This is a genomic window from Paenibacillus koleovorans NBRC 103111 (assembly GCF_004000845.1).
Lineage (GTDB): Bacteria > Bacillota > Bacilli > Paenibacillales > NBRC-103111 > Paenibacillus_AA > Paenibacillus_AA koleovorans.
This window is the reverse complement of record NZ_BIMA01000042.1, coordinates 21,984-44,464: the sequence shown is the minus strand read 5'-3', so window position 1 is coordinate 44,464 and position 22,481 is coordinate 21,984. Positions and strand designations below refer to the sequence as shown.

Genomic DNA, 22,481 nt, shown 5'->3' with positions numbered 1-22,481 from the left:
CTCCTTCTTCTTTTACCCGGCGATAGGACTTAAGCCTTTCTCGGTAAATTGGCTATTGTACAGCTCGGCGTAGAAGCCGTTTTGCTCCAGAAGCTCTTGGTGGGTACCTTGCTCGATGACGCTGCCTTGATTCATGACCAGGATGAGATTGGCGTCCCGAATCGTCGACAGCCGGTGCGCGATGACGAAGCTCGTACGGCCTTCCATCAACCGCTGCATCGCCTTCTGGATGTAGATCTCCGTCCGCGTGTCGACGCTGCTCGTCGCTTCGTCCAGGATCAAGATGGCCGGATCGGCGAGAATCGCGCGGGCGATCGTCAGCAGCTGCTTTTGCCCTTGCGAGATGTTCGACGCCTCTTCATTCAGAACCGTATCGTAACCGTCAGGCAGCGTGCGGATAAAATGGTCGGCATGCGCCGCAACGGCCGCCTGCACGATTTCGTCCTCGGTAGCGCCAGCCCGCCCATATCCGATGTTGTCGCGAATCGTCCCGTTGAACAGCCACGTATCCTGCAGCACCATCCCGAACAGGCCGTGCAGGTGGCTGCGCTTCATCGCCGTGATGTCTACACCGTCGATTGTGATCGAGCCGCCGTTCACCTCGTAAAACCGCATGAGCAGGTTGATCAGCGTCGTTTTCCCCGCTCCCGTCGGACCTACGATCGCAATCGTCTGTCCTTGCTCCACGTCGATGCTCATGTTCTCCATCAGCGGCGCGTCCTCGGTGTAGCCGAACTTCACATTCTGGAACTTCACTTTGCCGCGAGGGTAGGCCAACGCTGTCGGCTGAGCCGCCTCCGGCACTTCCTCCGGCTCATCGAGCAGCTCGAACACCCGTTCCGCCGCCGCAATCGTCGATTGGATGACGTTAGCGATCTGAGCCGTCTGGGCGATCGGCATCGAGAACTGCCGGGCATACTGGATAAACGCTTGAATATCCCCGATGGCAATGGAATTCCGGGTTACGAGCAGCCCGCCGACGATACAGATGAGCACATAGCCGATATTGTTCACAAAGTTAATGAGCGGCATCATAACGCCGGATATGAACTGCGCCTTGCGGCCGGACTCGTAGAGCTTCGCGTTGATGGCGTCGAACTTGGCGATCGACTTCGCCTCATGCCCGAACGCTTTCACGATGCGGTGACCGGTGTACATTTCCTCCACGTGGCCGTTCAACTCGCCGAGCTCTTTTTGCTGCCCCATAAAATGCTTCTGCGACTGCTTCGCGATCCGCGCCACAACGACGCCGCTTAGCGGGATGGTCAGCACTACGATCACGGTGAGCAGCGGACTGATCGTCAGCATCATTACGATAACCCCTAGGATCGTCACGATCGAGGTGATGAGCTGGGTCAAGCTCTGCTGCAGCGTGCCGCTGATCGTATCGACGTCGTTGACGGCGCGGCTCATGATTTCCCCGTGCGTCTTGGAGTCGAAGTAAGAGAGCGGCAGGCGCGTGAGCTTGGCGCTTACTTCGCGGCGCAGCTCGTACACCGTGTTCTGGGCGACGCCCGCCATCAAGTATTGCATGATAAAGCCGAAAATCGCGCTTAATACATATAACAGCGATAATATCGAGACAATGTTCCAAATGTAAGTGAAGTCGATCTCCGCGCCGGGCACTTTGTTCAGACGAGCCATGACGCCTTCGAACATTTTGGTCGTCGCGTGGCCCATCAGCTTCGGGCTGACGATGCCGAATACGGTGCTTGCGATAGCCGTCAACAGGACGGTCATCAGGCGGAACCGGTATGGCCGGAGATAGCCGATCAGGCGACGGAACGTGCCTTTGAAATTTTTGGCTTTCTGCGCCGGCATGCCGAATCCGGGCGGGCCGCCGCCGGGTCTCCAGGCGCCGGGCCCCATGCCGGGACCGCCTTGACCGGGGCCGCCGGGACGGGACGGTGCTTCTCTGCGCTGGTGGTCACTCATGCGATCTCCTCCTCTGACAGCTGGGAAAGCACGATTTCCCGGTATACTTCGCAAGTGGCCATGAGCTCGTCATGATTGCCGTTGCCGGCAATTCGTCCGTCCTCGAGCACGATGATGCGGTCGGCGTCCATAATGGTGCTGACGCGCTGCGCGACGATGAGCACGGTCGCCTCCGACGTCTCGGGCTTAAGCGCCGCACGCAGCTTGGCGTCGGTCTTGAAGTCGAGCGCCGAGAAGCTGTCGTCGAAGATGTAGATATCCGGCCGCCGCACGAGCGCACGAGCGATCGACAGCCTTTGCTTCTGGCCGCCGGAGACATTCTTGCCGCCTTGGGCGAGCACCGAGTCGTAGCCTTCCTTCATGCCGGAGATAAACTCCGTCGCTTGCGCGATATCCGCCGCATGCCGAAGTTCTTCCTCCGTGGCGTCCTCTTTGCCATAGCGAATGTTCTCCGCGATCGTGCCGGTGAACAACACGGCCTTCTGCGGCACGAAGCCGATCTTCGCGCGCAGCGTCTCCTGCTTCATCTCGCGGACGTCCATTCCGTCGATCAGCACCCGGCCTTCGCCCACGTCATAGAAGCGCGGGATCAGGCTGACGAGCGTCGACTTGCCGGCTCCGGTACCGCCGATGATGGCGGTCACTTCGCCCGGCTCGGCGGTGAAGCTGATGCCCCCGACCGCCGGCGCTTCGGCGCCTGGGTAATGGAACGTCACGTTCTCGAACCGAACGTGGCCGCTCCGCTGCATCGCAGGCTCCTTCGTCTGCACGGCATCCTCGATCTCAGGCTTGATGTCGAGCACCTCGTTGATGCGCACGGCCGAAGCGGAAGCCCGCGGCAGCATGACGAACATCATCGACACCATGACGAGCGAGAACATGATCTGCATCGCGTATTGGATGAACGCCATCAGGTCGCCGACCTGCATTCCGCCGGCCTCGATGCGCAGTCCGCCGAACCAGATGATAGCGATCGAGGCGAAGTTCATCACCAGGATCATCGCCGGCATCATCGCCGCCATAATCTGATTGGCGCGGATCGCCGTATCGGTGAGATCCCGGTTCGCCTCGGCGAACCGCTTCGTCTCATAGTCCACCCGGTTGAACGAGCGGATGACGCGGATCCCGGTCAACGACTCGCGCAGCACGAGGTTCAGCTTGTCGAGCTTCGTCTGCATCACTTTGAAGAGCGGAATGCCCTTCCAGGCGATTCCGAAGATCGTCGCCACTAGAATCGGGATGACGACCGCAATGACGAGCGACAGCTTGGCGTCCTTGGAGATCGCCATGACGAGACCGCCGATGCACATCATCGGGGCCATGACCATCATCCGCAGCATCATCATCATGACCATCTGAACTTGCGTGACGTCGTTCGTCGTCCGGGTGATCATCGAGGCGGTGCCGATGCGATCGAATTCCTGCAACGAGAATTTCTCCGCATGGGCGAAGAGCTTGCCGCGAATGATCCGGCCGAGACCGGCCGAGATTTTGGCGGACAGGTCGCTCGCCCAGATCGAGAACCCGACGCCGACCGCCGCGATCAGCAGCATGATCCCTCCTATTTTCCAAATGTACGAGTTGTCGCCCCCCACGATCCCGATGTTTACAATGTCCGCCATCAGCGTCGGCAAATACAGCTCAGACAACGACTGCAGCAGCGTCAGGAACAGCACGCCAGCGAGCGCAAGCTTATACGGCTTCAAAAATCGAAATAGTCGTAACAATATAAAGTCTCCTTTCCAGACAGGTTCTCCAGTATGTACACCACCTTATCATACTTTTTTAAACCCAATGTTAACAGGGAGAGAACGGTTCAAACCTTCTCTTCCTCCAAGTAAAAAGAAACCGGCCCTTTCTCCTAAGAGAGAGTACCGGTTACCATCAACCTACATTACCGCTCAGCCGCCTTGATAAGCGCTTTGGCCGCTTTCTTCACCACGCCTTTGCTGTGATCGGCATAGTCGTAGCCGTACTGCAGCGCCTCAATCGCCATCCCCGGCGCGGACACGACTACACGGCTCAGCGCAGTTAGCGCGCGGCCGAGATGCTTGCCGTCCCAGACGCTCAGCGCCTCGACCAGCACCGGGTACGCGGCTTGCGCCGACGCCTCGCCGGCCTTCGCCATGCCGCCGAGCGCGTCGACCGCGTAATCGCGGACGATCGTGCTGCCGTCGGCGCACAGCAGCCCCGCCAGCTGCGGCACGAGCGCGAGCATCCGCTCCGTCGGCGCGTGCTCCGCGAGCAGCGCGATCGCGTGCATCGCCTCCCAGCGCACACGCGTCGTCTTGTGCGCCAGCAGCGGCACGAGGCGCTCGAAGTACGGCAGGCTGAGCTCCGGCTTCGCCTCGGCCACCTTGGTGAACACTTCCGCGCAATCGCCCAGCAGTGCGGCGTCCTTGCCCGTCAGCGCCTCGGCCAGCTCCTCGAGCAGCGCTGGCTCAGCCAGACACGCCTGTGCCACCAGGCGATTCGATTCTTCTGTACGATCCCCCGTCCGAGAGGACAATTGACTTACCAGACTCATTAAAACGCTCACCTTTTTCGGAATTGGATAATCATGGTTTCCCCACTTTTCAACCCCAGTATATCCCGTTTCCAGAATAAAGGCGAGTGCCTGCCGTAGTCACACCCTCAATCCGTCAACTCAAATGTATCGTACAGCGTCACATCATCGAAGTACACATTCCCCGTGTTCCCGTCATCCGCATTATCACCCAGGTGAATCTGGTTGAATGAGGTCAGTACATCGGTGGTGGCGATCAGCGTTCCGTCAATGTACAGCTTGCAATCGATGCCGGAAGACACGTCGAATTTGAACTCATGCCAGCCTGTCGTCCGGTTCACGGAGGAAGTCTTGAAGAGCAGATTATCAACCATATAAGAATATTTCGTCGTCGAGTTGTAGGTGACCACGCCGATCATCGCATTTTCATCCGTCCACGTATCCGTAATGCGCGCCCTCGTCTTCATCGATGTATCCGAAGCGTTGTCGTAAAACCAGATCGTGAGCACTCCGAACGTTTCGCCATCCATCACATGGTAAATTTCGTCCTGTCCCTCATCGGGAATGAAGCTCGTGACGTCCGTGTGAGCCTGTGTCGTAGAAGCTGTCGGCGTCCCGTACAGCGTCTGCCATTCTCCGAAGCCGTTCTCGAAGCCCTCATAGAACGCCGGTTCCGGATCAGGCTCCACCACACTCGTTTCGAGACTCAAGTCAGCCATCGAGTCGGCATAAATATAGTCGCTTTTCAACCCGATCGCGCTCGTGTCGATTTGGTTAAATCCTTTGGCCAGCATAGGGGATGTAGGTTGCAAAGTGTAGTTGTGCGCGGCGGCATTCACGAACTGCGGATCGGCCGTCGTCGAGTTCTGGTCGTACTTGTTGCTGAACAGCTGTTTCCAATGGGCGTACGTATCGCTGCCGGGAATATTGTTCATCGTGCGAGTGCCTGAAGGACTATAGAACGTATTGTAGTTGGAGGACGACACCATGTTGGCGCTCCAGGACAAGAAATTGTAGAACACCTTGTACTTGTAGAAAATGTTATTCAGAAACGTATTGTTCAACGTAGGCTGACCGCTGATGACGTTCATGCTGACCGCCGCCGCGCCGCCCGTTCCGTCCGCGATGTTGTTTTGGATGAGGTTGCCGGTTCCTTTGACATTGTAGGTAGTGTTCAGCTTCGTGCCATAGACGATATTGTTCGTCACCGTGTTGTAGTCCGACACATCGTCCAGATACAACCCCTTCTGAGCGCCGAAGCTTCCGCTGTCGTGCAGCAGGTTGTTGTGGATCGTCGTTTTGTACACGCCGCCCGTCTTGATCATCCCGGTGTCCTGTGCATCCATGTTCACTTTGGACACATCGTTGAACTGAATGACGTTGTAGCGCCCCGGGTTGAAATTGTAGCGGTTCGCCGTCGTAACGGTGACCCCTTCGATCACGTTCGGCATTTGGGTCCATTTGCTGCCCTTCACTTCGATTCCGTAGTGCGTGGCGTTCGTGATCTTGTTGTAGGACGCTTCGCTCGCCGTCGTATTGGAAAATTGAATGCCCGCCCCGTTTGTGGAAATGCGCGCGATATCGCTCACTTCATTGTTCGAGACCAGGTGATCCGTCTGCATATAGTTCAGGGTATTGGCGATGCCGTATATTTTGACGCCGCTTTCCCCGATGTTGTGGATGTAGTTGCCGTAGATGAGCCCGTTCATCCCTCTGGACTTCACGGGAGTGGACTGCAGGTCCATGGAGGGGTAGGAAATCCCGTTGGACGCAGAGTTGAGAATTCTGGAGTTTTTGACCGTAATGTTCTCCGCGTTGATGATGACGATGTTCCCTGTTCTGCCCGAGTTCATTTCCGCATACGTGCTGTTGGACACCATGACGGTCACGCCGTCGAACGTAATGTTCTTTACGCGGTTGGTGTTGGAGCTGCCGTTAAGCAGAATCGTTCTGCTCACCCTGGGGGCGATGATCTCCTGGCTGTTGATGTTGGCGTTGACCGGATAGTAGTACAGATAGCCCGCGGCTTTGTCGAGGTAAAATTCGCCCGGCTGATCAAGCAGTTCCCTGGCTCCCTGGATAAAATAGCGGGACCCCTTCTTGAGGGTGTCCAGGTAATCCCACCGTTGGTTCTGCGAGAGGGTGATTTTTCGGGTCGTCGTATTGATCGCCGTAATCGGCAGGATTTCGTTCGCCCAGTTATGCGCGCCCGGCCAGACGTACACCTGCAGGTTGCTGATGTCCGAGATCGACGGGATGTCGCCGGCGAAGTAGTAGAACGCTTTTTTCGGCTGGCTGCTGTCCGCCTCCTTGATCTTCTTGTAACCGGTGTTCGGATGGCGCGCGATGCGGGACGATTCCCCGTTCTCGAACAGCGCGTCGAAGCTCCAGCTCGTGCCGACGTACGTCTTGTAGATGTTGCCCGAGTCCAGCGTCCAACCGGTCAGCTTCTCGCCTCCTATTATACGGGCGCTTCCGGGAGCGTCGTAGTTTCGGTAAATGACTTGATACCCGTTCGTGCCTGAATCGGACTCGTTGAATTCAATCGTGCTGCTCTGGAAATAGTCGCCTGCGCGCAGGTTCACGATAATATCGCCGGTCATACTGCTGTTGATCGTACGTACGACATTACGGGCTTTCGCGATTGTCTTGAATGGCTGCGCGAGTGTCCCCGGATTGCTGTCGTTGCCGGTAGGCGAGACATAATAGGTCGCCTGTGTCGCCGCATGAGACGTCGTGGTGCTGCATAACCAAGCGATTGCCAAGAATCCTAATAGAATCGTTAACTTTACCATCCATCTGTTATTCCGTATTGCGCCGGCGTTGTCCATCATCATTCTCCTCACCCGTTTTGAATTTCAGCATGGCGGTTACGCGCTTCCCAGCCTTCCGTCCTTTCGTGCAGCAAGCTCTCTCTACCCCCCAAGCAAATAAAAAAACACCTCCTCCGTTTGCATATACTCGCGGCTGACCGTGTTCTCGTGGTATGTACCTGTAGAGTAACCGACGTTGGAATCGTTCGTGTACTGCAAGTTGCGGGGATTTCTTCAATTAGCGGGGAAAAGCGGAAGAAAGATCCATTTTGCGTGAGTTCGGTTTCGCTGCGTATTCCAATGCTGCGCGGAGAGGTTGGGGGCAATCGGAGGGTGTCGGTGAGCAAATCCAAATCCCTTCTTGACTGTCGGTCATGATAATGATTATCATTATTGCATAACGATTTCCAGGGGGAACTAGATGGACCCGAATTCGCAACAAATGGACTTGTCGCTGCTCAACTACTTTTTCCATATCTCGTTAACGGGTGAGACGGAGCATGTGGTGCTGGAGATGCCGGCCACGGATCTTCTGAAGAAAGAACGCATGGACGAAGTGATTCAGGTGAGCGGCGACCTGATGAAGGCGATCGGCACGGAGCTGCCCGCCTCCTTCGTCGGGATGGGGTTCTTCGGCGTGAGCGCGAGCGTGCAGCTCGTCCTGGCCACTTACAACCGGCTGCTGGACTTGTCGCTGAGCAATCTGACATTCCAGGTGCAGCCGCATGATGATCATGTGCATAGCTGCTTCCGAATCAACGAACTGAAGTACAAGGAGGCGCCGACCGATCCGGAGGAGCGTCAAGCCTGGCTCGTGGAGGAGCTGACTGCGTTCTATCGCGACACGGTCCGCCCGGTGATCGAGATGGCGGCTGTAAGCGCCGGTGTGAAGCCGGACCTGGTGTGGAGCCAATACGGCGCACGTATGGCGTATGCCGTCGACTATATGGAAGGCGTCGAGAAGCGGCCGGAGGTGCTTGTGCGGTTCCGTGCCGACTACGAGACGCTCGCGCGGGTGCTGCCGCCGGAGCTGTTCGGACGCCGGCGCAATCCGTTCGACCACAAGCCGCGCTACATCGACAGCCCGTACGATGCGGGCAAGAAGCTGATGATGCGCTCGGCTTGCTGCATGTACGACCGCCGCGAGAACGGCGAGAAGTGTTACAATTGCCCGATGATGCTGCCCGAGGAGCGGGAAGAGCGGCGCCGGCGCATCGAGGCGACGCGCGAGAAGCCGGGCGAGCAGCCGGCTTAGGCGGTAGGCGAAGACAGGGCCCGCGCACCGAGTTGTTACTCCAAACCACCTGGTTCTGCTGGAACGGACGTCCGTGCACGGAGTTGTTACTCCAAACCATCTATCTCTGCTGAAACGGGCGTCTGTGCACCGAATTGTTACTCCAAACCATCTAATTTTCGGAAACCGACGTCCACGCACCGAGTTGTACTCCAAACCACCTATTTCTGTGAAACAGACGTCTGCGCACCGAGTTGGTACTCCAAACCACCTGGTTCTGCTGGAACGGACGTCCGTGCACGGAGTTGTTACTCCAGATGCACGACACCGGACACAGCTGACCTTATTTCGCCAAAACCAGGCCATTTGCACCTGTTGGCGGACACAGCTGACCTTATTTGCCTCTTTCGGCGATCCAATCAACGTTTTCGAGCCCAATAGCGTCTCCTGTGTCCGCCAAACTCGCGAAATGGCGCCATTCCGCCCGAATAGCGAATCTATTGTCCACCAACGCTAACCCCACTCCCCGCCCAAACCAAAGAACCGTCCCACACCCGTAAGGGGATCGGACGGTTCTATTCACATTATGGCAGCACCACCAGCGCAGCCGACATCGGCTTCAGCTTCGCGGTGAAGCCATTAGCCGTCGCGGTCAGGTGCTCCGAGAACGCCAGGCGGCTGCTGGCGTCGAAGCGGTACACCTCCGCGCGGTCTGTCGCGGTGAACGTGCCGGCGACATCGATGGAGCGCGCCGCGGTGTCTTTGTTGAACAGCAGCACATACGTCCGGCCGTCCGTACCCACGATCGTGTAGGCGCCGACCGCATCCGGGAGGGTGCTCGTCGTGCGGACGCTCTGGCCGGTAATGCGGCTGCCCTTGCCGTCGTAGTCGAGGTACAGCTTGAACGCGTCCTCGAGCGGAGTGCCCGCCGGCAGCGTGCCGAACCGCGTCGCCAAGTCGACGCCCTCGCGGCCGAAAATCGCGAGCGCCTCGGCTTGCGCCAAGCCGGCGCTAACCCCGTTGCCATTGCCGAAGTTGTACTCGGTAATGGCCAGCTTCGTGCTCGGCATATGACGAGCGATCATTTCCTTCATCCGCGGAATGAGGCGGATCGGCTCTTGAATCCACGACTGATCCACGAAGTTCGGATCATACAGAGATTTCAATGCCTGGAAGCGGCGCTTCACGGCTGCCGGTCCCTCGTCGTCCGTAGGCACATTGTTCTCCTGCGAATAGTAGTGAATGTCCAAGTAGTCGACCAGTGTCACGCCGGTCTGCTGCTTGTAGGCTGCAATCTTCTGCAGGTACCACTCAAGGAAAGGCACGCCGCCGTGTGCCGCACGGTCCGGACCTTCCGCACAATTGTCCGCGGAGGAGTAGAAGTAGGCGCACCAGCCCCAAGAAGTGGGCCCATACACACGTGCCTGGCTATCCTTTGCCTTAATAGCAGCGCCATATTTCTCTGTAAAACCCCAAATCTCATCGTACGTCGGCGGATTCGGATGTACGTCGCGATGCGTTACATGCCAAATTTCAGGCTCGTTGTCGAGCGCATAGTCGTGCACGAGGTTGCCCGTGCGGTCGGCGATATGGTCGATCCAGCGGGTGGCGAAATCGACGCCGACCCGCTTGGACGTGTCGAACGGATCGTTGTTCGTAATGAGCGTGTCATACGTGCCGCGCACCACGCCGTTGCCGGCATCCGGCAGCTCGGTCGCCCAGCTCGATTGCAGGCCGTATTTGTTCTGCGAGAAGCCGTATGTGATCTCCCTCGACTTCGGCGTCCAGCCGATCGTCGGGATCGTCAGCAGCACCTTGCCCTGCTTGCTCAGCACGTTGTCCATGAAGCGGTCCGCCATCGAGCCGTTCGGCAGCTGCGACGGTTTGTCGTGCTCATACGGGTAATTCATGAAATACCAGTCGGATGCCCGGTTCGCCACGTCCAGCTCCCAGTTGTAGCGAGTCGTGTTGTTGCCGCCCCAGCGTTGAACCGGGAAGGCCAGCTTGGACTCCGTTGGATGCGTATCGTCAAAGTTGATGCCATAGATGTCCGGATTAATCGCCCGGCGGTCCGCATTTTTGTCGACGGTCACTTGAACAGACGGCAGTTCCGGCTGCGGCAGCTGTCCGGCGGCCGTATTGCGCAGCAGGCTGACATCGTCGATGTACACCGCCGCTTGATTCGCTTCCGTCGCCGCTTGGAAAATAAGTCCGTCAAACGACTCGTTGTGCAACCCCATGTCGGCGAAGTTCACGACAAATTGCGTCCACTGCCCGGCGGGTATCGAACCATTCGGGACATACCGGCTTAAATCCACTGTCCCTTGCGCCGAACCTCCGTTGTACACATGTAGCATTAGCTCCTGACCGCCGGTTGTCCCGCCATGCAGCCAGAACTCCACGCCGTAATACTCGGACACCGTGCGCTTGTCGCTCGAAGAGAACCACACTCCGTCCCAGCCGTCCGGCTCGAACTTCACGGCATACGAACCGCCGTGCCGTTGCTCCGCATTCGCCAAATCTTTGTCATGCCAGCTGAAATTACGGAACCCGTTCTTCAAAGCATCGTCATACACCGTCTCCAGCGCAATCTCAGCCACCTGCACATACGCGACCGCAGTATGCCCTTTGAACGTCGCGGTGATCTTGGCGATCCCCACCGTCGCCGCCGTCAATTGCCCCTTCTCGACCCGGACAACGTCCGGACGATCTGAAACCCATACCGCATCCTGCGTTACATCGGCCGTCACACCCGTCTCCAGGAACGACTCCGCCGTCAGGCTATGCGCTTCTCCGGGAAGCAGCACCGCTTGCGGACGGTCCATGCGCACTTCGACTACCGCAGGAGGAGCTACATATTTGCGTACAAGGGCGATGTCATCCAAATACACCGTGCCTTGCGTCGCACCTACACCGGCAATGAGCAAGCCGTCGAACAGCTGGTTCGGCAACTCGAGCTCCGGCAGCATAATCACCGCCTTCACCCACGTGTCCGCTGGAATCACGTCACCGCTGTCGCCCACAATCGCCCCGTTCAGCGACACTTCCTTCACCGGCTGCCCGCCGAGCATAAACACCAGCTTCAGCTGCTGCCCGCCTGTCGCGCCGCCATTCAGCCACAACGTCAGCTTCTCGTACTCCTTCGAGGTCATGAAGCGGTCGCTGTAGAAATACAACGCATCGTCGCCGCGAGTCTCGAATCGGATCGCTGTCCCTCCGGTATGCACCGTGCCGCTCTCATCCAGCGAGTGAGTGGCCCAGCCGAAATCGGAGAACCCTTCTCCTATCGCATCCGCGTATACATAACGCCCGTCCATCGGCTCAATCGGCAAGCGAGGCTGCGAGCTCGGAGTCGGCGTCGGGGTTGGCGTTACGGTTGGAGTCGCGCCAGGTGTTGCCGTCGGAGCAGCTGTCGGCGTACCAGCCGGCGTGCCGATCGGCGTTGCCGTCGGTGGCGGTGAGCCGCTTGGCGTGCCTTCCCCGCTGACGGTTACGAACGCCATGTCGTCGAGATATATCGGCTCCTGATCCCCCGCGCCCCACAGCCAGATGCCGTCAACCAGCCCTTGCAGCCCGATGTCTTTTAACCCGACGTTTACCTCCGTCCACTTCCCGGCCGGTACAACGCCGCCTGGGAGGAAGCTTTCCACCTGGCGCTCCACCAACGTCCCGCCTCCAAGCGAGAACACCAGCTTCAGCGACTGTCCGCCTTTCGTGCCGCCATGAATCCAGAACCGGAACGCATCATACTCGTCCACGTTCATCACGCGGTCTTTGTACAAATACATCGCTTTGCCTTCATCCGGATCAAGCTGCATCGCCGCCGTTCCCGAATGCACCTGCTCCGTGCTGGCGTCGTTCATCGGCATCCAGCTGTAATTGACGAACTCGCTCGAGATCGAGTCCTTATAAACCGTCAGCTCCCGGATCGAAGCCCCCTGCACCTCCGATACTCCCGGCGTCCAAGCCGGAATGAGCAGCGACGCCGCCAGCAGTCCCGCCGTCAGCTTCGCCGTCGCTTTTTTCCACTGCCAAGCCCTTGCCATCCTTCATTCTCCTCCCGTCCGTATCCTACAACTTTTCCTTCACATGACTCCCTTGATTCCTTGCATCCTTAGCATAATTCCAGAACTTGTATGCCCGATAGTTACAGCGTGTCATGTCTTTTGTCATAAGCGGCCGACACCCGTCATTTCTTCCTTCGATCCTCTGCCCGAACCCCTGCATTTGTGATACGCTGAGAAAAAAAGAGCAAAGGGCTGGAGCGACATGACTGCCACAACGCCTGCGGGCGTGACCCGCCTCCTCATCGCAGACGACCAGACGCTGCTAAGGGATGGGTTGCAGACCATCTTGAACATGGAAGACGACTTCGAGGTCATCAAAGTAGTGAGCAACGGGGTGGAAGCCTGCGAAGCAGTGGAGAGCCTGAGGCCGAATCTCGTGCTGATGGATATCAAAATGCCGCAGATGGACGGAATCGAAGCGATGAAGCGGATCAAGCGGGATTACCCGGGGACGATCGTGCTGATGCTGACAACGTTCGCGGAGGACAAATATATTGTGGAATCGATGGCCGGCGGCGCCGACGGGTTCCTGCTCAAGGACATGCCGGGGGATCGCATCGTGGAAGTGGTGCGCGACGCCGCCAAGGGGCATATCATGCTGCCGGCCGCCATCGCCGCCAAGCTCGCCGCGCGGCTGTCTTCGTTCGTGCCCGCCGGGACCGACGCCTTCGACGAACGCGAGCTGAAGCAGCAAGGACTGACGCTGACCGAGCGGGAGCGCCGCATCAGCATGCTGATGCTGGAAGGGTATTCGAACAAGCAGATCGCCGGCAGCCTGTTCATGAGCGAGGGCACGGCGCGGAACTACATCAGCATCATCTATAACAAAATCGGCACAAGCGACCGGCAAAAGGCAATCGCCCTGCTGAAGGAGCTGATGCTGAAGGATGCCACTTAATCCGATTAAGCCGAAATGGATGCAAGCCCCGGAGCGAAGCTCCCGGCGAGAAAGGGCAGCCGCCGTCCTGCTGCTCTTGCTGTGCGTGTGCACAGCGGTCGCGGGTTTGCTGACATCGTTCCCGAGCCGTTCGATCGCCGCGGAAGGCTCGTCTCCTGCCTTGCTGGAAGACGGGCGGGAGTTGAAATACAGCTTGGTTCACAAATGGATGGTGCATTGGGGGGACTTGCGCAAAGAAGAGCTGAGTGCCGCAGCCGAATGGGAGCCGTTCGACGAGCAAGCCTGGAAGCGGATGAGCAGCTATAAGGGAGTTATCTGGATCAAGCGGGATCTCCCGTTGCTGCTGCCCGCACGGGACCCGAACTTATTCCTGCTCGGCTGGAAGCAATTCGACGTCTATATTGACGATCGCCTCGCCTACCGCGCCCATCCGGGAGAGCCGTATCCGAGGCGCAATCCCGTAGCGACCATCTCCGCAGTCAATCTGGAGCCGAGCGATGCGGGGAAGGAGGTGGCGATCCGCCTGGTCTGGAACGGAGAACCGTTCCGACCCGGCTGGAATGTTCTCACCACTCGTTATGACATCTTGCTGAGTCTTATTCGGGGAGAGTGGCCGCTGGCCCTCTATTCCGCCTGGTTCCTAGCGGCAGGACTGACCGCGCTCACCCTCTTCTTCCGACGGCGGAAGGAGTCGCTCTACCTCTGGTTTGGCCTGCTGTTCATGGCTGCCGGAGGCGGTACGTTGCTATCGATGCAACTGGGACAGTGGCTATTCGAGACCTCCGCCACCTTCTACTGGAAAGATCTGATGCTGCCGTTCGGCATGTATGCGTTTCTCGGCTTTTATGGCGCCGCACTGCGACTCAGCCGCAGCTGGATCTACCGCGCGATGCGCAGCCTGGTGCTGCTCTATACGGCCTTCACGTTCGCATGCGGCTGGAGCAACTCCGACTTGTACCGGTTTATGCTCGTGGATGCGTTGCCTTACATGTTCATCCCGGTCTTCGCGATAGTCAGCGTCACCTTGTTCCGGCAATACCGACGTGAATCTCGCACCGTGGAGACGGTATGGCTGCTTCGGGCGTATGTCCTTCTCGTCCTGACGGCCTTGTTCTATCTAGCGATGAACACTTCGCTCCAACTGCAGGAATGGATCAACTTGCTGCCCTGGCTGCTGTACCATCTCACCGCCACGCTGCTCTACATCGGACTGCTGCTCTTCATGGTCTGCCTCGCAATGGTGCTCGTCCTGCGGTTCTCCGAGGTGTATCGCCAGGTTGAGCGCAGCCGCCGGGAGCTCGCGCTCAAGCATGAGGAGCTCGAGCAATTCCACCGCTCGCTGGAGCGGCTCGTCGAGGTGCGGACGCAGGAGCTCGCCCAGGCGAACCGGTCGCTCGCGGCATCGCTGCGCGAGAAGGCGGAGACGCTCGCCGAGGTGTCCGTGCTCGAGGAGCGTAACCGGATCGCGCACGAGATTCACGACGTCGTCGGCCATACGTTGACGGCGGCGATCGTGCAGCTGGAGGCGACGAAGAAGCTGGCGGCGCGCGATCTGACGAAGGCGGCGGAGAAGCTCGACACGATCAACGGGCTCGTGCGCAAAGGCTTGGACGACATCCGCCGCTCCGTCCGCATCTTGAAGGACGAAGGCGAGAGCGGTCCGTTCGACCTGCACGCCGCGCTGGAGGAGCTGATCCGCGAGACGGAGCAGACGATGGGCGTCAGCGTGGACGCCGACATCGAGCGGCTGCCGCCGGACGATTCGCTCGGCTGGCTGACCCAGCGCGTCGTCTACCACGCGCTGATGGAGGGCCTCACGAACGGCATCCGGCACGGCGGGTGCAGCCGGTTCCGGTTCCGGCTGTACCGCGCGGACGGACGGCTGCAGTTCCGGCTGACGAACGACGGCACGCCGTTCGGCACCGCCCGACCCGGCTTCGGACTGACGACGATGATGGAACGCATCCAGCTGCTCGGCGGCACCGCCGAAGTCGGCACCGGCCCGGACGGCGTCGGCTGCGAGCTGGCCGTCACGCTGCCGCTGGCCTCGCTGGCGGATGCGATGTAGATAGAGAGGCCGGAGCTACACCTAGCTCCGGCCTCTTTATTCAGTCCAATTGTAGGTATTGCTGTCGGCTTCAACCCGGACAAAACCCCGCATTCGCCTTGCACATCTGCTTCGCATACGTCGGATCGAGCTTGCTCAAGTCGTTGAAGTAGTCCGCGATGATATGGTTCGCCGCCATCGATCCGTCCTGGAACGTCAGTTGGGACAGCTCCCGCACATGCATGTAATAGTAGATCGTGCCGTCGAGCGGCAGCGGGTAGACGACCGGCGGCAAATGCGGCACCACGTCGTACTGGTTGGCGATCCGGTGGCCGACGCTCACCCGCTTGTTGAACGCATCGGCGAACGTCTGATTGCCGACCCGCGGCGAGCCGTACGTATAGACGACCGGCGTGCGGAATTTTGTATTCGACGCCACGTCGAGCGCGCACAGCGTAGCCAAAGCACCGCCCAGACTATGGCCGGTAATGAACAACCTCTTGCTGTCGGACAGCTTGGCTAAGGCGGCCAAGACGTTTTTGCGAGCGGAGCTGTAAATCTCGGTGAACCCGTGATGCGTCCAGCCGGCATCCTTCGCATATTTGTATTTCACTTGCCGCGCCATCGCATTGGACATCCAATCGGACTGCGAGCTGGTGCCCCGGAACGCCACGATGATCTCCGAAGCCGATTCCAGCACGAACCCGAACCACTCCAGCTGCCCGCCGAACGAAACGGCCTTGAATGGAGCGACCAGTTTATAGCCTTTCGGCACGACGAATGTCCCGGCCGTATTGCCGTACTGCGTGTACGTCTGTCCGCATACCGCCGCCAGGAAAATCGCCTTTTTCTTGTCTAAGGGCTGGTCCTTCATAACGCCTTCCCCTCTTCTCCTCAACATCCTGCCATGTTTCATTTTATGAAGAAGAGGAAAGGTTGGTTCCGGCCCGCAGCTCGAGGCAGCCTACATATTTCCACAGTCTGGGCCTACAGCAACAGGAGTTCGGCAGTCCTTTGTCGAATGGTATTCCTATATTCCTAGATGCATGCGGAGGACCCCATGATTGATTCGCTTCGAGAGATTGCGCTATTCGCCAACTTGGACAGCTACCAGCTGCAAAATATCGCAGATAAATGCACATTGAGGACGTACAAAGCCGGCACCATCCTGTTCCGGGAAAACGAACCGGGCACCGTGTTCTACCTCGTCGTCTCCGGCACGGTTAAGATCTTTACATCCAACTCGCGCGGCGAGGACAAAATCATGACGATCCTGAGTACCGGCGACAGCTTCGGCGAGCTCTCGCTTCTGGACGGGCGGCCCCGTTCGGCTACCGCTCAGGCGATTGAGGAGACGACGGTCATCTCGCTGGCGGCGAAAAGCTTTCAGGTGCTGCTCAAAACCCACTTCGACCTCAACCTCAGCATTCTGAAGCAGCTCAGCATCCGGCTCCGGGAGACGAACCAGCAGGTGCATGATTTGACTTACATGGATGCGCGGCAGCGGGTTGTGAAAAATTTGATCAAACTCGCCAACGATCACGGCACCCGCGGCGGCACGATGGTCAAGTTCCAGATCAACCTGAACTACGACGAGCTGTCTCAACTGGCCGGCGTGGCCAAACCCCTCGTGTTCCAAGTGCTGGCCGAGCTGCAGAACAAACGGATTCTCACCGTGTCCGGCAATACATATTTGCTCGATCTTAGGCAGCTGTAGGGGAGTTGCGCGGCAATAACGTGACGGCATATCGCTTTTTCACCAAAGGGCAGTTACCGTGGCAAAATAAGCATCTCCCATAACGCTATTTGGTTAGGCAAGGTGGCTGCCGGCCTGTCTGCCTGCCCGCTCGTTCGCTGGCGGCCTCCCCCGCCTCGCCTCACCACACGAACCGGCTCGGCTTCACGCCGCCCAGGTCTTGCACCTCGATCGCCAAGCTGCGCAGCGTCTGCTTGGCGGGATCAAAGTGGCGGCCGGTCGCGTCGGCGAAGTCGCCGAGGTGGTAGCTGCTGCCGCCGCGCGGCACGACCGGCGACGTGTAGCGGTACTTTCCGTTGATCGTGATCGTCGCGCCGTTCCATACATGCCGGTTGCCGTTGTCGATCATCACATGCTCCGGCGTCGCGGTCAGCGAGACGACCAGCCGGTTCGCGCCGCTCGCGTTGTCGCCGCCAAGCCCGCCGCAGCCGCTCAAGCCGAGCGCCACCAGCAGCAGCAGAGCCGCCGCTAATGTCAGCAGCTTCTTCTGCCGCTCCACCTGCCGATCCATCTGCTGCTCCACCTGCTGCTCCACCTGCTGCTTCTGCAGCTTCACCTGCGCCAGCCCCTGCAACGGCAAATGCATTCGCAAGCCCCCGGTCCCCCGAGGCTTTTTTAGTTTTACCATACGGCCCTCCACGCCCTTATTTCACATAAGTGAGACTGAGGTCGAACATCAGGTTATGCGCCTTCGGATGGGAGCGATGCACCTCGACCGCGATCGTGTTCGTCCCGCGCACCAGCTTGTCGAGATGCCCCGTCAAATTGAACGTCGCGTAAATATTCCCTTCGCTCGCGTACGCCAGGGACCGGTAGTCGATCAATCCGCCCTTGATGGAGTCGCGCGCCACCTCCGTCCCGTTGATGTAAGCGACATAGCCGTCCTCGTACGTGATGTGCAGCAGCAGCTCCTTGAGCGTCGAAGGATCCTCGTCCACCGTGAACGTCTTGCGGAAATAGTGCGCCGGCGACTTCGCCGAAGGCGTAAGCTTCGTCCGCAGCATCCGCTCATGGACTGGCACCCAGCTGTACCCCAGCGGTCCGCGGCCAATGTCCCAGCCGGAGTCGTTGAACTTGGCGCTCCGCCAGTCGTCGTCCGGCAGTTGAAACCGCTTCTCGATCGGTTGCTCGCCGGTCAGGTCCATCCCTTCCGGGATGACCGCTTTCACGTCGGCGCCTGCCGCGTGGTACCGCCAGAGCGACTGCACCGCGACGAGCGTGCGCTCTTGCCCGGCGTCGGCATACAGCCGGTTCGTCGCATCCAGCACAAGCTGGTCGAGCGCCTCGCCGCCGCGATTCTCCGCCACGACCTTCAGCTTGCTCGCGACGCCGGACACGATCAGCAGATGCGGCTCCGCGAACTGCCGTCCCGCCTCCCACACGCTCCAGCCCGCGGCTCCGCCTGACGTCGTGGCCCGGCTCATCACCGAGGGCTCCGTCACCACGGTATCCGTCGGCACATACAGCCGCCCCTGTGCAGCGACGAACACGGCATTGATTTTCGCCTGCTCCATCGCTTTCCAGAAGTCCACGGCCACGGCTCCGGACCCCGGTCCGGAGCCCGCTCCGCCCCCAGCCGCGCCAGGCTCCTCGCCGATCCAGACGAGCTTCGGCCCGCGGCCTCCCGCCGCCGCTTCGCGCAGCACCCAATCGAGCTGCTCGCGCGCACCGGCTGCGCCTCCGCCGTTCAGCCGCTGCCCGTTCAGGAACAGCAGCCTGGCACTACCGATCGTCGAGCTGTACACGGTGCGGCCGTAGCCCGGCAATTCTTCCGCCGGCACATAACTGTACAGCCGTTCGAATTGCTCGGCGGTGACGCCGTCCCCGAACACCGGCATGTAACGATGCGACGGCAGCGGCGCCTTCCCTCCCGTCGACATCGACGCTGAAGCCGCTGCGCCAGCGTAAGCCCCGCCATCTCCGACGAACAACGGCATATCGGGTCTGTCTTCGATCCACTCCCGCACCTCGTCATCCGGCGTCCCTGCGCTGAAGGAAGCCGCCTGGAACGAAGGCGGCGCCAAATCCGCCTGCAGCATGCCCTCATAAGGAAAATGCGTCAGCAGCACCGATCCGCCGAGCAGCAAAACCCAGGCCGTGACGATGTACAGCAGCTTGAATTTTTTCAAATGCGACACGCCGTATCTCTCCTCCTATCTCTCTTACGACGCCGTAGTTGGATTCCAGCCGAACCAGGCATGAATCACCGGAGGCCAGAACAGCAATGTCACGAGCAGCACGCCGGCCAAGAAGGCATACAGCGCGGGCTTCAGGGGCACGCTCCGCCGATGCAGCAGCAGGAACAGCAGCACCCAGCTCCCGAGCCAGACGATGAGCCCGATCGTTTCTTTGCCCGCGAACGGGCCGATTTTTTGCCAGCCGGGAATCCAGACCGCCAGCTTGAGCAGGAACAGATTCGCCTTGCTCGGCATCGCCATGCTCCACAGATGGCTGGCCAAGAGAGCCGCCATCCCGAGCCACATCGCCAGCAGCGCCGCGGCCAGCTCCCCGCTTTTCGGAGTCGCACGCATAACGGGCCTGCCCCCTCTCTATACGATTCTCAGCTTCGTAATCCCAATCCCGAACACGAACCCGATCAGCAGAAAAATCCACATCAGCGTCACGAGCAGCGCGACCACTGAGGACACGTCCTGAAGCTCGCCGAACCGTCCGCGAAACCGCCACAGCACGTAGCTGGCTCCGAGCCCAAGCGGCAGCGGGAACAGCGCAACGAATTCCTTGAACTCCATCATCACGAGATGATTGACCGGCGCGTTGTACATAAACCATTGCTGCACGCTGTCCGGGGCCCGGTAGCCCATATAGATCCAATTGCCGAACACGATCGTCGCCAGCACCAGCGCATTCGTGATCCAGAGCGATCGCTCAAGTCTTTTCGCCGACCCTTCCTTGCCCCGCAGAAACGGATACAGCCCGTGGAGGACGTAGCAGGATACGAGCACCGTCAGCGTCGCTCCCATGCCGTGCAGGATGCTGTCAAGCTTGTGATTGCTGATGCTGAAGAGGTTGAACAAGGGGATTAGCATAAAAAAGAAGGCGGCCGCAATTCCTTGCGTAACCGCCATATCACGTGTACCGAATACAGGCTTCATGAAGAGAGAATCCCCTTCCCTGGTCTCTGTCTGTCCTATTGCATGGCCTTCGCCAGGCCTGCCCCATCTTATGGCGTTGTCACGAGCACATCGTCATATCGGATATCCCCGTACGTCTGCATCAAGCCGCCCTTGCCGCTCGAGAAGGCGCTATCGGTTGCGGTCAGCTCGAGGTTGCCGTTCACGTACAGGTTGATCGTCGGTCCGTTCAACTGCGCCTTCAGCGTATGCCACGTCCCCGTCGAGAGCGTGACGCCGGTCTTCGTCGCCAGCCGCGTGAACACGCCGGCTACTTGCTTCGTGATGCGGAGCTCGCCCGCCGTCGCGTTGTAGTTCAGGATGTAGTAGTTGGTCGCATCCTGATAACGAGCCATTAAGCCGACGGACTTGTCGCCGCTGCCCCACGAGTTGATCTTCACCTTGGACTCGAGCGCGTAGTTGCCCCAAGCCGTGCCGGTGATCGCCCGCGAGATCGCATCGGTGTTCGGCGTCCGGTAGGTGACGGTGCCGTCGGTGACATACGTCCAGTTGCCATCCACGACCGACCAGCCGTTCGCTACGCCGTCGTTGAAGTTCTCGTCGAGCAGCGTAATCCGGCTCACGGCCACGTCGTCATAACGAACGTCGCCGTTCGTCTGCATGACGCCCGCACCGCCGGCCGTCAGCGCACTGTCGGTCGCGCTCAGCTGAAGCGTGCCGTTCACGTAGAGCTGGAGCGACGAGCCGACGAGCTCGGCCTTGAACGTGTGCCACGCGCCGGTCGACAGCGTGAAGGCGGTTTTCGTCGCCAGCCGCGTGAACACGCCGTTCACCTGCTTCGTAATGCGGAGCTCCGACGCCGTCGCGTTGTAGTTCAGGATGTAATAGTTGGTCGGATTCGTGTAGCGCGCAATCAACCCTACGGATCGATCCCCGCTGGCCGCCCAGCTATTGATCTTCACCTTGGCTTCCGTGCGGTAGTCCCTCCACGTCGTATCGCCCACATAAGCGCGGGCCATGCTGTCCGTCGAAGGCGCCCTCAGCACCTTAGTGCCGTCGGTGATGACGCTCCATGTGCCGTCGATCATCGTCCAATCCGCCGCAGCGCCGCTCTCGAAGTTCTCGCTGTACGGGATCGGAGGCGCCGGCACCGGTACCGTCCGCGAGACGGAGAAGTTGTCGAGCAGGTTGTTATTGATGTCATACGTCTTGAACGTGGCGAGACCGTCCGCGATGTCGACGACCGTATACTGGTAGCTGGCCAGCGGCCCGACCGTCAAGTTGCGCGTGTCCGACGTGATCGAGTTCAGCGGAGCGCCGCCGCCGCCGATCGTCAGCTGGTTGATCGCGTTCGTGAACGTCTGCCCGCTGCCGTTAAAGCTGCTGTCAATCAAGCGACGGTTGTAATTGTGCTCATGGCCAACCAACACGGCTGTCACGTTGTATTGGTCCACGATATCCCAGAGCGCATCACGCTGAGCCGCGTTCGAATCGAGCGAGTTGCCATAGTGCGCGCCGACCGGGTAAGCCGGCACATGAAACTGGATGATGTTGTGCGTCATCCCGTTGTTGTTCAGCACGTTCGTCAGCCAAGCCCGCTGCGTCGCATCGATTACGTAATTGCCGCTGCCGTCGCGGCGATTCGAGTTCAGCGTGATGATCCGGGTGTTGCCGTAGTCAAAATAATAAGCCGACCGCTGATAGCCGCTTAGCTGCCCGTTCGGCAAATGCGGGAACACCGTCGAGAACACCGTCTCGTTGTGCTCGTGATTGCCCAGCGCCGGGTATATCATCGTCATCGGGTAATAATCGTCGACGATATTGCTCCAGTCATTCAGCTGCGTCTGCACATCGGAGCCGCCGTACACCTGATCCCCTGTGAAGAGGATGAACGCCGGCTGGACGGACAGACCCTTCACCTTGGTCATCAAGGAGCGTAGCGTCGTTTCATTGACTCCGTAGGTGGAGCCGCGGGTATCGCCCATGACGACGAAGCGGAACGAGGTCGTTACGGCGGTTGCCGGGTCGCTGCGCGACCAGAGAATCGCCGTACCCAATAACAGTATGAACCCCGCGGTCATGAGGAGAAGCCGGGCTCTGCGGGTTCGCAGGAAAGAACGAATGGTCACTTCG

General features: G+C 59.4%; 15 protein-coding genes. 4 read left to right on the top strand and 11 right to left on the bottom strand.

Annotation, left to right across the window (positions count from 1 at the left end):
* Positions 1 to 12 precede the first annotated feature (12 nt).
* From PKO02S_RS15660 to PKO02S_RS15645, 4 genes are all read right to left on the bottom strand, one after another.
* Positions 13 to 1,935, bottom strand: a complete 1,923-nt coding sequence (locus tag PKO02S_RS15660) for an ABC transporter ATP-binding protein (RefSeq protein WP_127584458.1) — start codon at positions 1,933 to 1,935, stop codon at positions 13 to 15.
* A complete protein-coding gene (locus PKO02S_RS15655; RefSeq protein ID WP_127584456.1) occupies positions 1,932 to 3,662 on the bottom strand; it encodes an ABC transporter ATP-binding protein in 1,731 nt (576 codons plus the stop codon). The genes PKO02S_RS15660 and PKO02S_RS15655 overlap by 4 nt, the downstream gene beginning before the upstream one ends.
* Before the next feature lie 167 nt (positions 3,663 to 3,829).
* Positions 3,830 to 4,462: a hypothetical protein gene (locus tag PKO02S_RS15650; protein ID WP_127584454.1), complete on the bottom strand. Its 633-nt coding sequence runs from the start codon at positions 4,460 to 4,462 to the stop codon at positions 3,830 to 3,832.
* 107 nt (positions 4,463 to 4,569) lie between these two features.
* Positions 4,570 to 7,236, bottom strand: a complete 2,667-nt coding sequence (locus PKO02S_RS15645) for a right-handed parallel beta-helix repeat-containing protein (protein WP_127584452.1) — start codon at positions 7,234 to 7,236, stop codon at positions 4,570 to 4,572.
* A 439-nt stretch (positions 7,237 to 7,675) separates the two neighbouring features.
* Between PKO02S_RS15645 and PKO02S_RS15640 the strand changes: the two genes are divergently transcribed.
* Entirely contained in the window at positions 7,676 to 8,509 is an 834-nt protein-coding gene (locus PKO02S_RS15640; RefSeq protein WP_127584451.1) for a (2Fe-2S)-binding protein, read from the top strand.
* A 563-nt stretch (positions 8,510 to 9,072) separates the two neighbouring features.
* Here the strand turns inward: PKO02S_RS15640 and PKO02S_RS15635 are convergent.
* A complete protein-coding gene (locus PKO02S_RS15635) occupies positions 9,073 to 12,534 on the bottom strand; it encodes a glycoside hydrolase family 44 protein (RefSeq protein WP_127584449.1) in 3,462 nt (1,153 codons plus the stop codon).
* Positions 12,535 to 12,757: 223 nt separating this feature from the next.
* Here PKO02S_RS15635 and PKO02S_RS15630 point away from each other — a divergent pair, with 223 nt between their 5' ends.
* The gene (locus tag PKO02S_RS15630; RefSeq protein ID WP_127584447.1) at positions 12,758 to 13,453 is read left to right on the top strand and encodes a response regulator transcription factor; all 696 of its coding nucleotides are present in this window, start codon (positions 12,758 to 12,760) and stop codon (positions 13,451 to 13,453) included.
* Positions 13,443 to 15,521, top strand: coding sequence for a sensor histidine kinase (locus PKO02S_RS15625; RefSeq protein WP_127584445.1), 2,079 nt, complete (start codon positions 13,443 to 13,445; stop codon positions 15,519 to 15,521). Before PKO02S_RS15630 ends, PKO02S_RS15625 begins: the two co-directional genes overlap by 11 nt.
* 70 nt (positions 15,522 to 15,591) lie before the next feature.
* Here the strand turns inward: PKO02S_RS15625 and PKO02S_RS15620 are convergent, their stop codons facing one another.
* Positions 15,592 to 16,374, bottom strand: coding sequence for a lipase family protein (locus PKO02S_RS15620; protein WP_127584443.1), 783 nt, complete (start codon positions 16,372 to 16,374; stop codon positions 15,592 to 15,594).
* A gap of 186 nt (positions 16,375 to 16,560) precedes the next feature.
* Here PKO02S_RS15620 and PKO02S_RS15615 point away from each other — a divergent pair, with 186 nt between their 5' ends.
* A complete protein-coding gene (locus PKO02S_RS15615; protein WP_164821478.1) occupies positions 16,561 to 17,217 on the top strand; it encodes a Crp/Fnr family transcriptional regulator in 657 nt (218 codons plus the stop codon).
* Between the two features lie 160 nt (positions 17,218 to 17,377).
* On the opposite strand, the gene PKO02S_RS15610 is transcribed toward PKO02S_RS15615, so the two are convergent.
* From PKO02S_RS15610 to PKO02S_RS15590, 5 genes are all read right to left on the bottom strand, one after another.
* On the bottom strand, positions 17,378 to 17,884 hold the full coding sequence (locus PKO02S_RS15610; protein WP_127584439.1) for a hypothetical protein: 507 nt from the start codon (positions 17,882 to 17,884) through the stop codon (positions 17,378 to 17,380).
* Between the two features lie 16 nt (positions 17,885 to 17,900).
* A complete protein-coding gene (locus PKO02S_RS15605; RefSeq protein ID WP_127584437.1) occupies positions 17,901 to 19,394 on the bottom strand; it encodes a hypothetical protein in 1,494 nt (497 codons plus the stop codon).
* A gap of 24 nt (positions 19,395 to 19,418) precedes the next feature.
* Positions 19,419 to 19,787, bottom strand: coding sequence for a hypothetical protein (locus tag PKO02S_RS15600; protein WP_127584435.1), 369 nt, complete (start codon positions 19,785 to 19,787; stop codon positions 19,419 to 19,421).
* 18 nt (positions 19,788 to 19,805) lie between these two features.
* Positions 19,806 to 20,369: a hypothetical protein gene (locus PKO02S_RS15595; protein ID WP_127584433.1), complete on the bottom strand. Its 564-nt coding sequence runs from the start codon at positions 20,367 to 20,369 to the stop codon at positions 19,806 to 19,808.
* Between the two features lie 68 nt (positions 20,370 to 20,437).
* Positions 20,438 to 22,477 (bottom strand): 3-keto-alpha-glucoside-1,2-lyase-like domain-containing protein, encoded by a 2,040-nt coding sequence (locus PKO02S_RS15590; RefSeq protein ID WP_127584431.1) that lies wholly within the window; start codon positions 22,475 to 22,477, stop codon positions 20,438 to 20,440.
* Between the last annotated feature and the right edge of the window lie 4 nt (positions 22,478 to 22,481).

Bases quoted from the DNA above. Each gene is read 5' to 3' on its own strand.
- PKO02S_RS15610 (WP_127584439.1), bottom strand. From the start codon at position 17,884: ATGGTAAAACTAAAAAAGCCTCGGGGGACCGGGGGCTTGCGAATGCAT.
- PKO02S_RS15615 (WP_164821478.1), top strand. From the start codon at position 16,561: ATGATTGATTCGCTTCGAGAGATTGCGCTATTCGCCAACTTGGACAGC.
- PKO02S_RS15645 (WP_127584452.1), bottom strand. From the start codon at position 7,236: ATGGTAAAGTTAACGATTCTATTAGGATTCTTGGCAATCGCTTGGTTA.
- PKO02S_RS15630 (WP_127584447.1), top strand. From the start codon at position 12,758: ATGACTGCCACAACGCCTGCGGGCGTGACCCGCCTCCTCATCGCAGAC.
- PKO02S_RS15640 (WP_127584451.1), top strand. From the start codon at position 7,676: ATGGACCCGAATTCGCAACAAATGGACTTGTCGCTGCTCAACTACTTT.
- PKO02S_RS15635 (WP_127584449.1), bottom strand. From the start codon at position 12,534: ATGGCAAGGGCTTGGCAGTGGAAAAAAGCGACGGCGAAGCTGACGGCG.
- PKO02S_RS15600 (WP_127584435.1), bottom strand. From the start codon at position 19,787: ATGCGTGCGACTCCGAAAAGCGGGGAGCTGGCCGCGGCGCTGCTGGCG.
- PKO02S_RS15620 (WP_127584443.1), bottom strand. From the start codon at position 16,374: ATGAAGGACCAGCCCTTAGACAAGAAAAAGGCGATTTTCCTGGCGGCG.
- PKO02S_RS15660 (WP_127584458.1), bottom strand. From the start codon at position 1,935: ATGAGTGACCACCAGCGCAGAGAAGCACCGTCCCGTCCCGGCGGCCCC.
- PKO02S_RS15595 (WP_127584433.1), bottom strand. From the start codon at position 20,369: ATGAAGCCTGTATTCGGTACACGTGATATGGCGGTTACGCAAGGAATT.
- PKO02S_RS15625 (WP_127584445.1), top strand. From the start codon at position 13,443: ATGCCACTTAATCCGATTAAGCCGAAATGGATGCAAGCCCCGGAGCGA.
- PKO02S_RS15650 (WP_127584454.1), bottom strand. From the start codon at position 4,462: ATGAGTCTGGTAAGTCAATTGTCCTCTCGGACGGGGGATCGTACAGAA.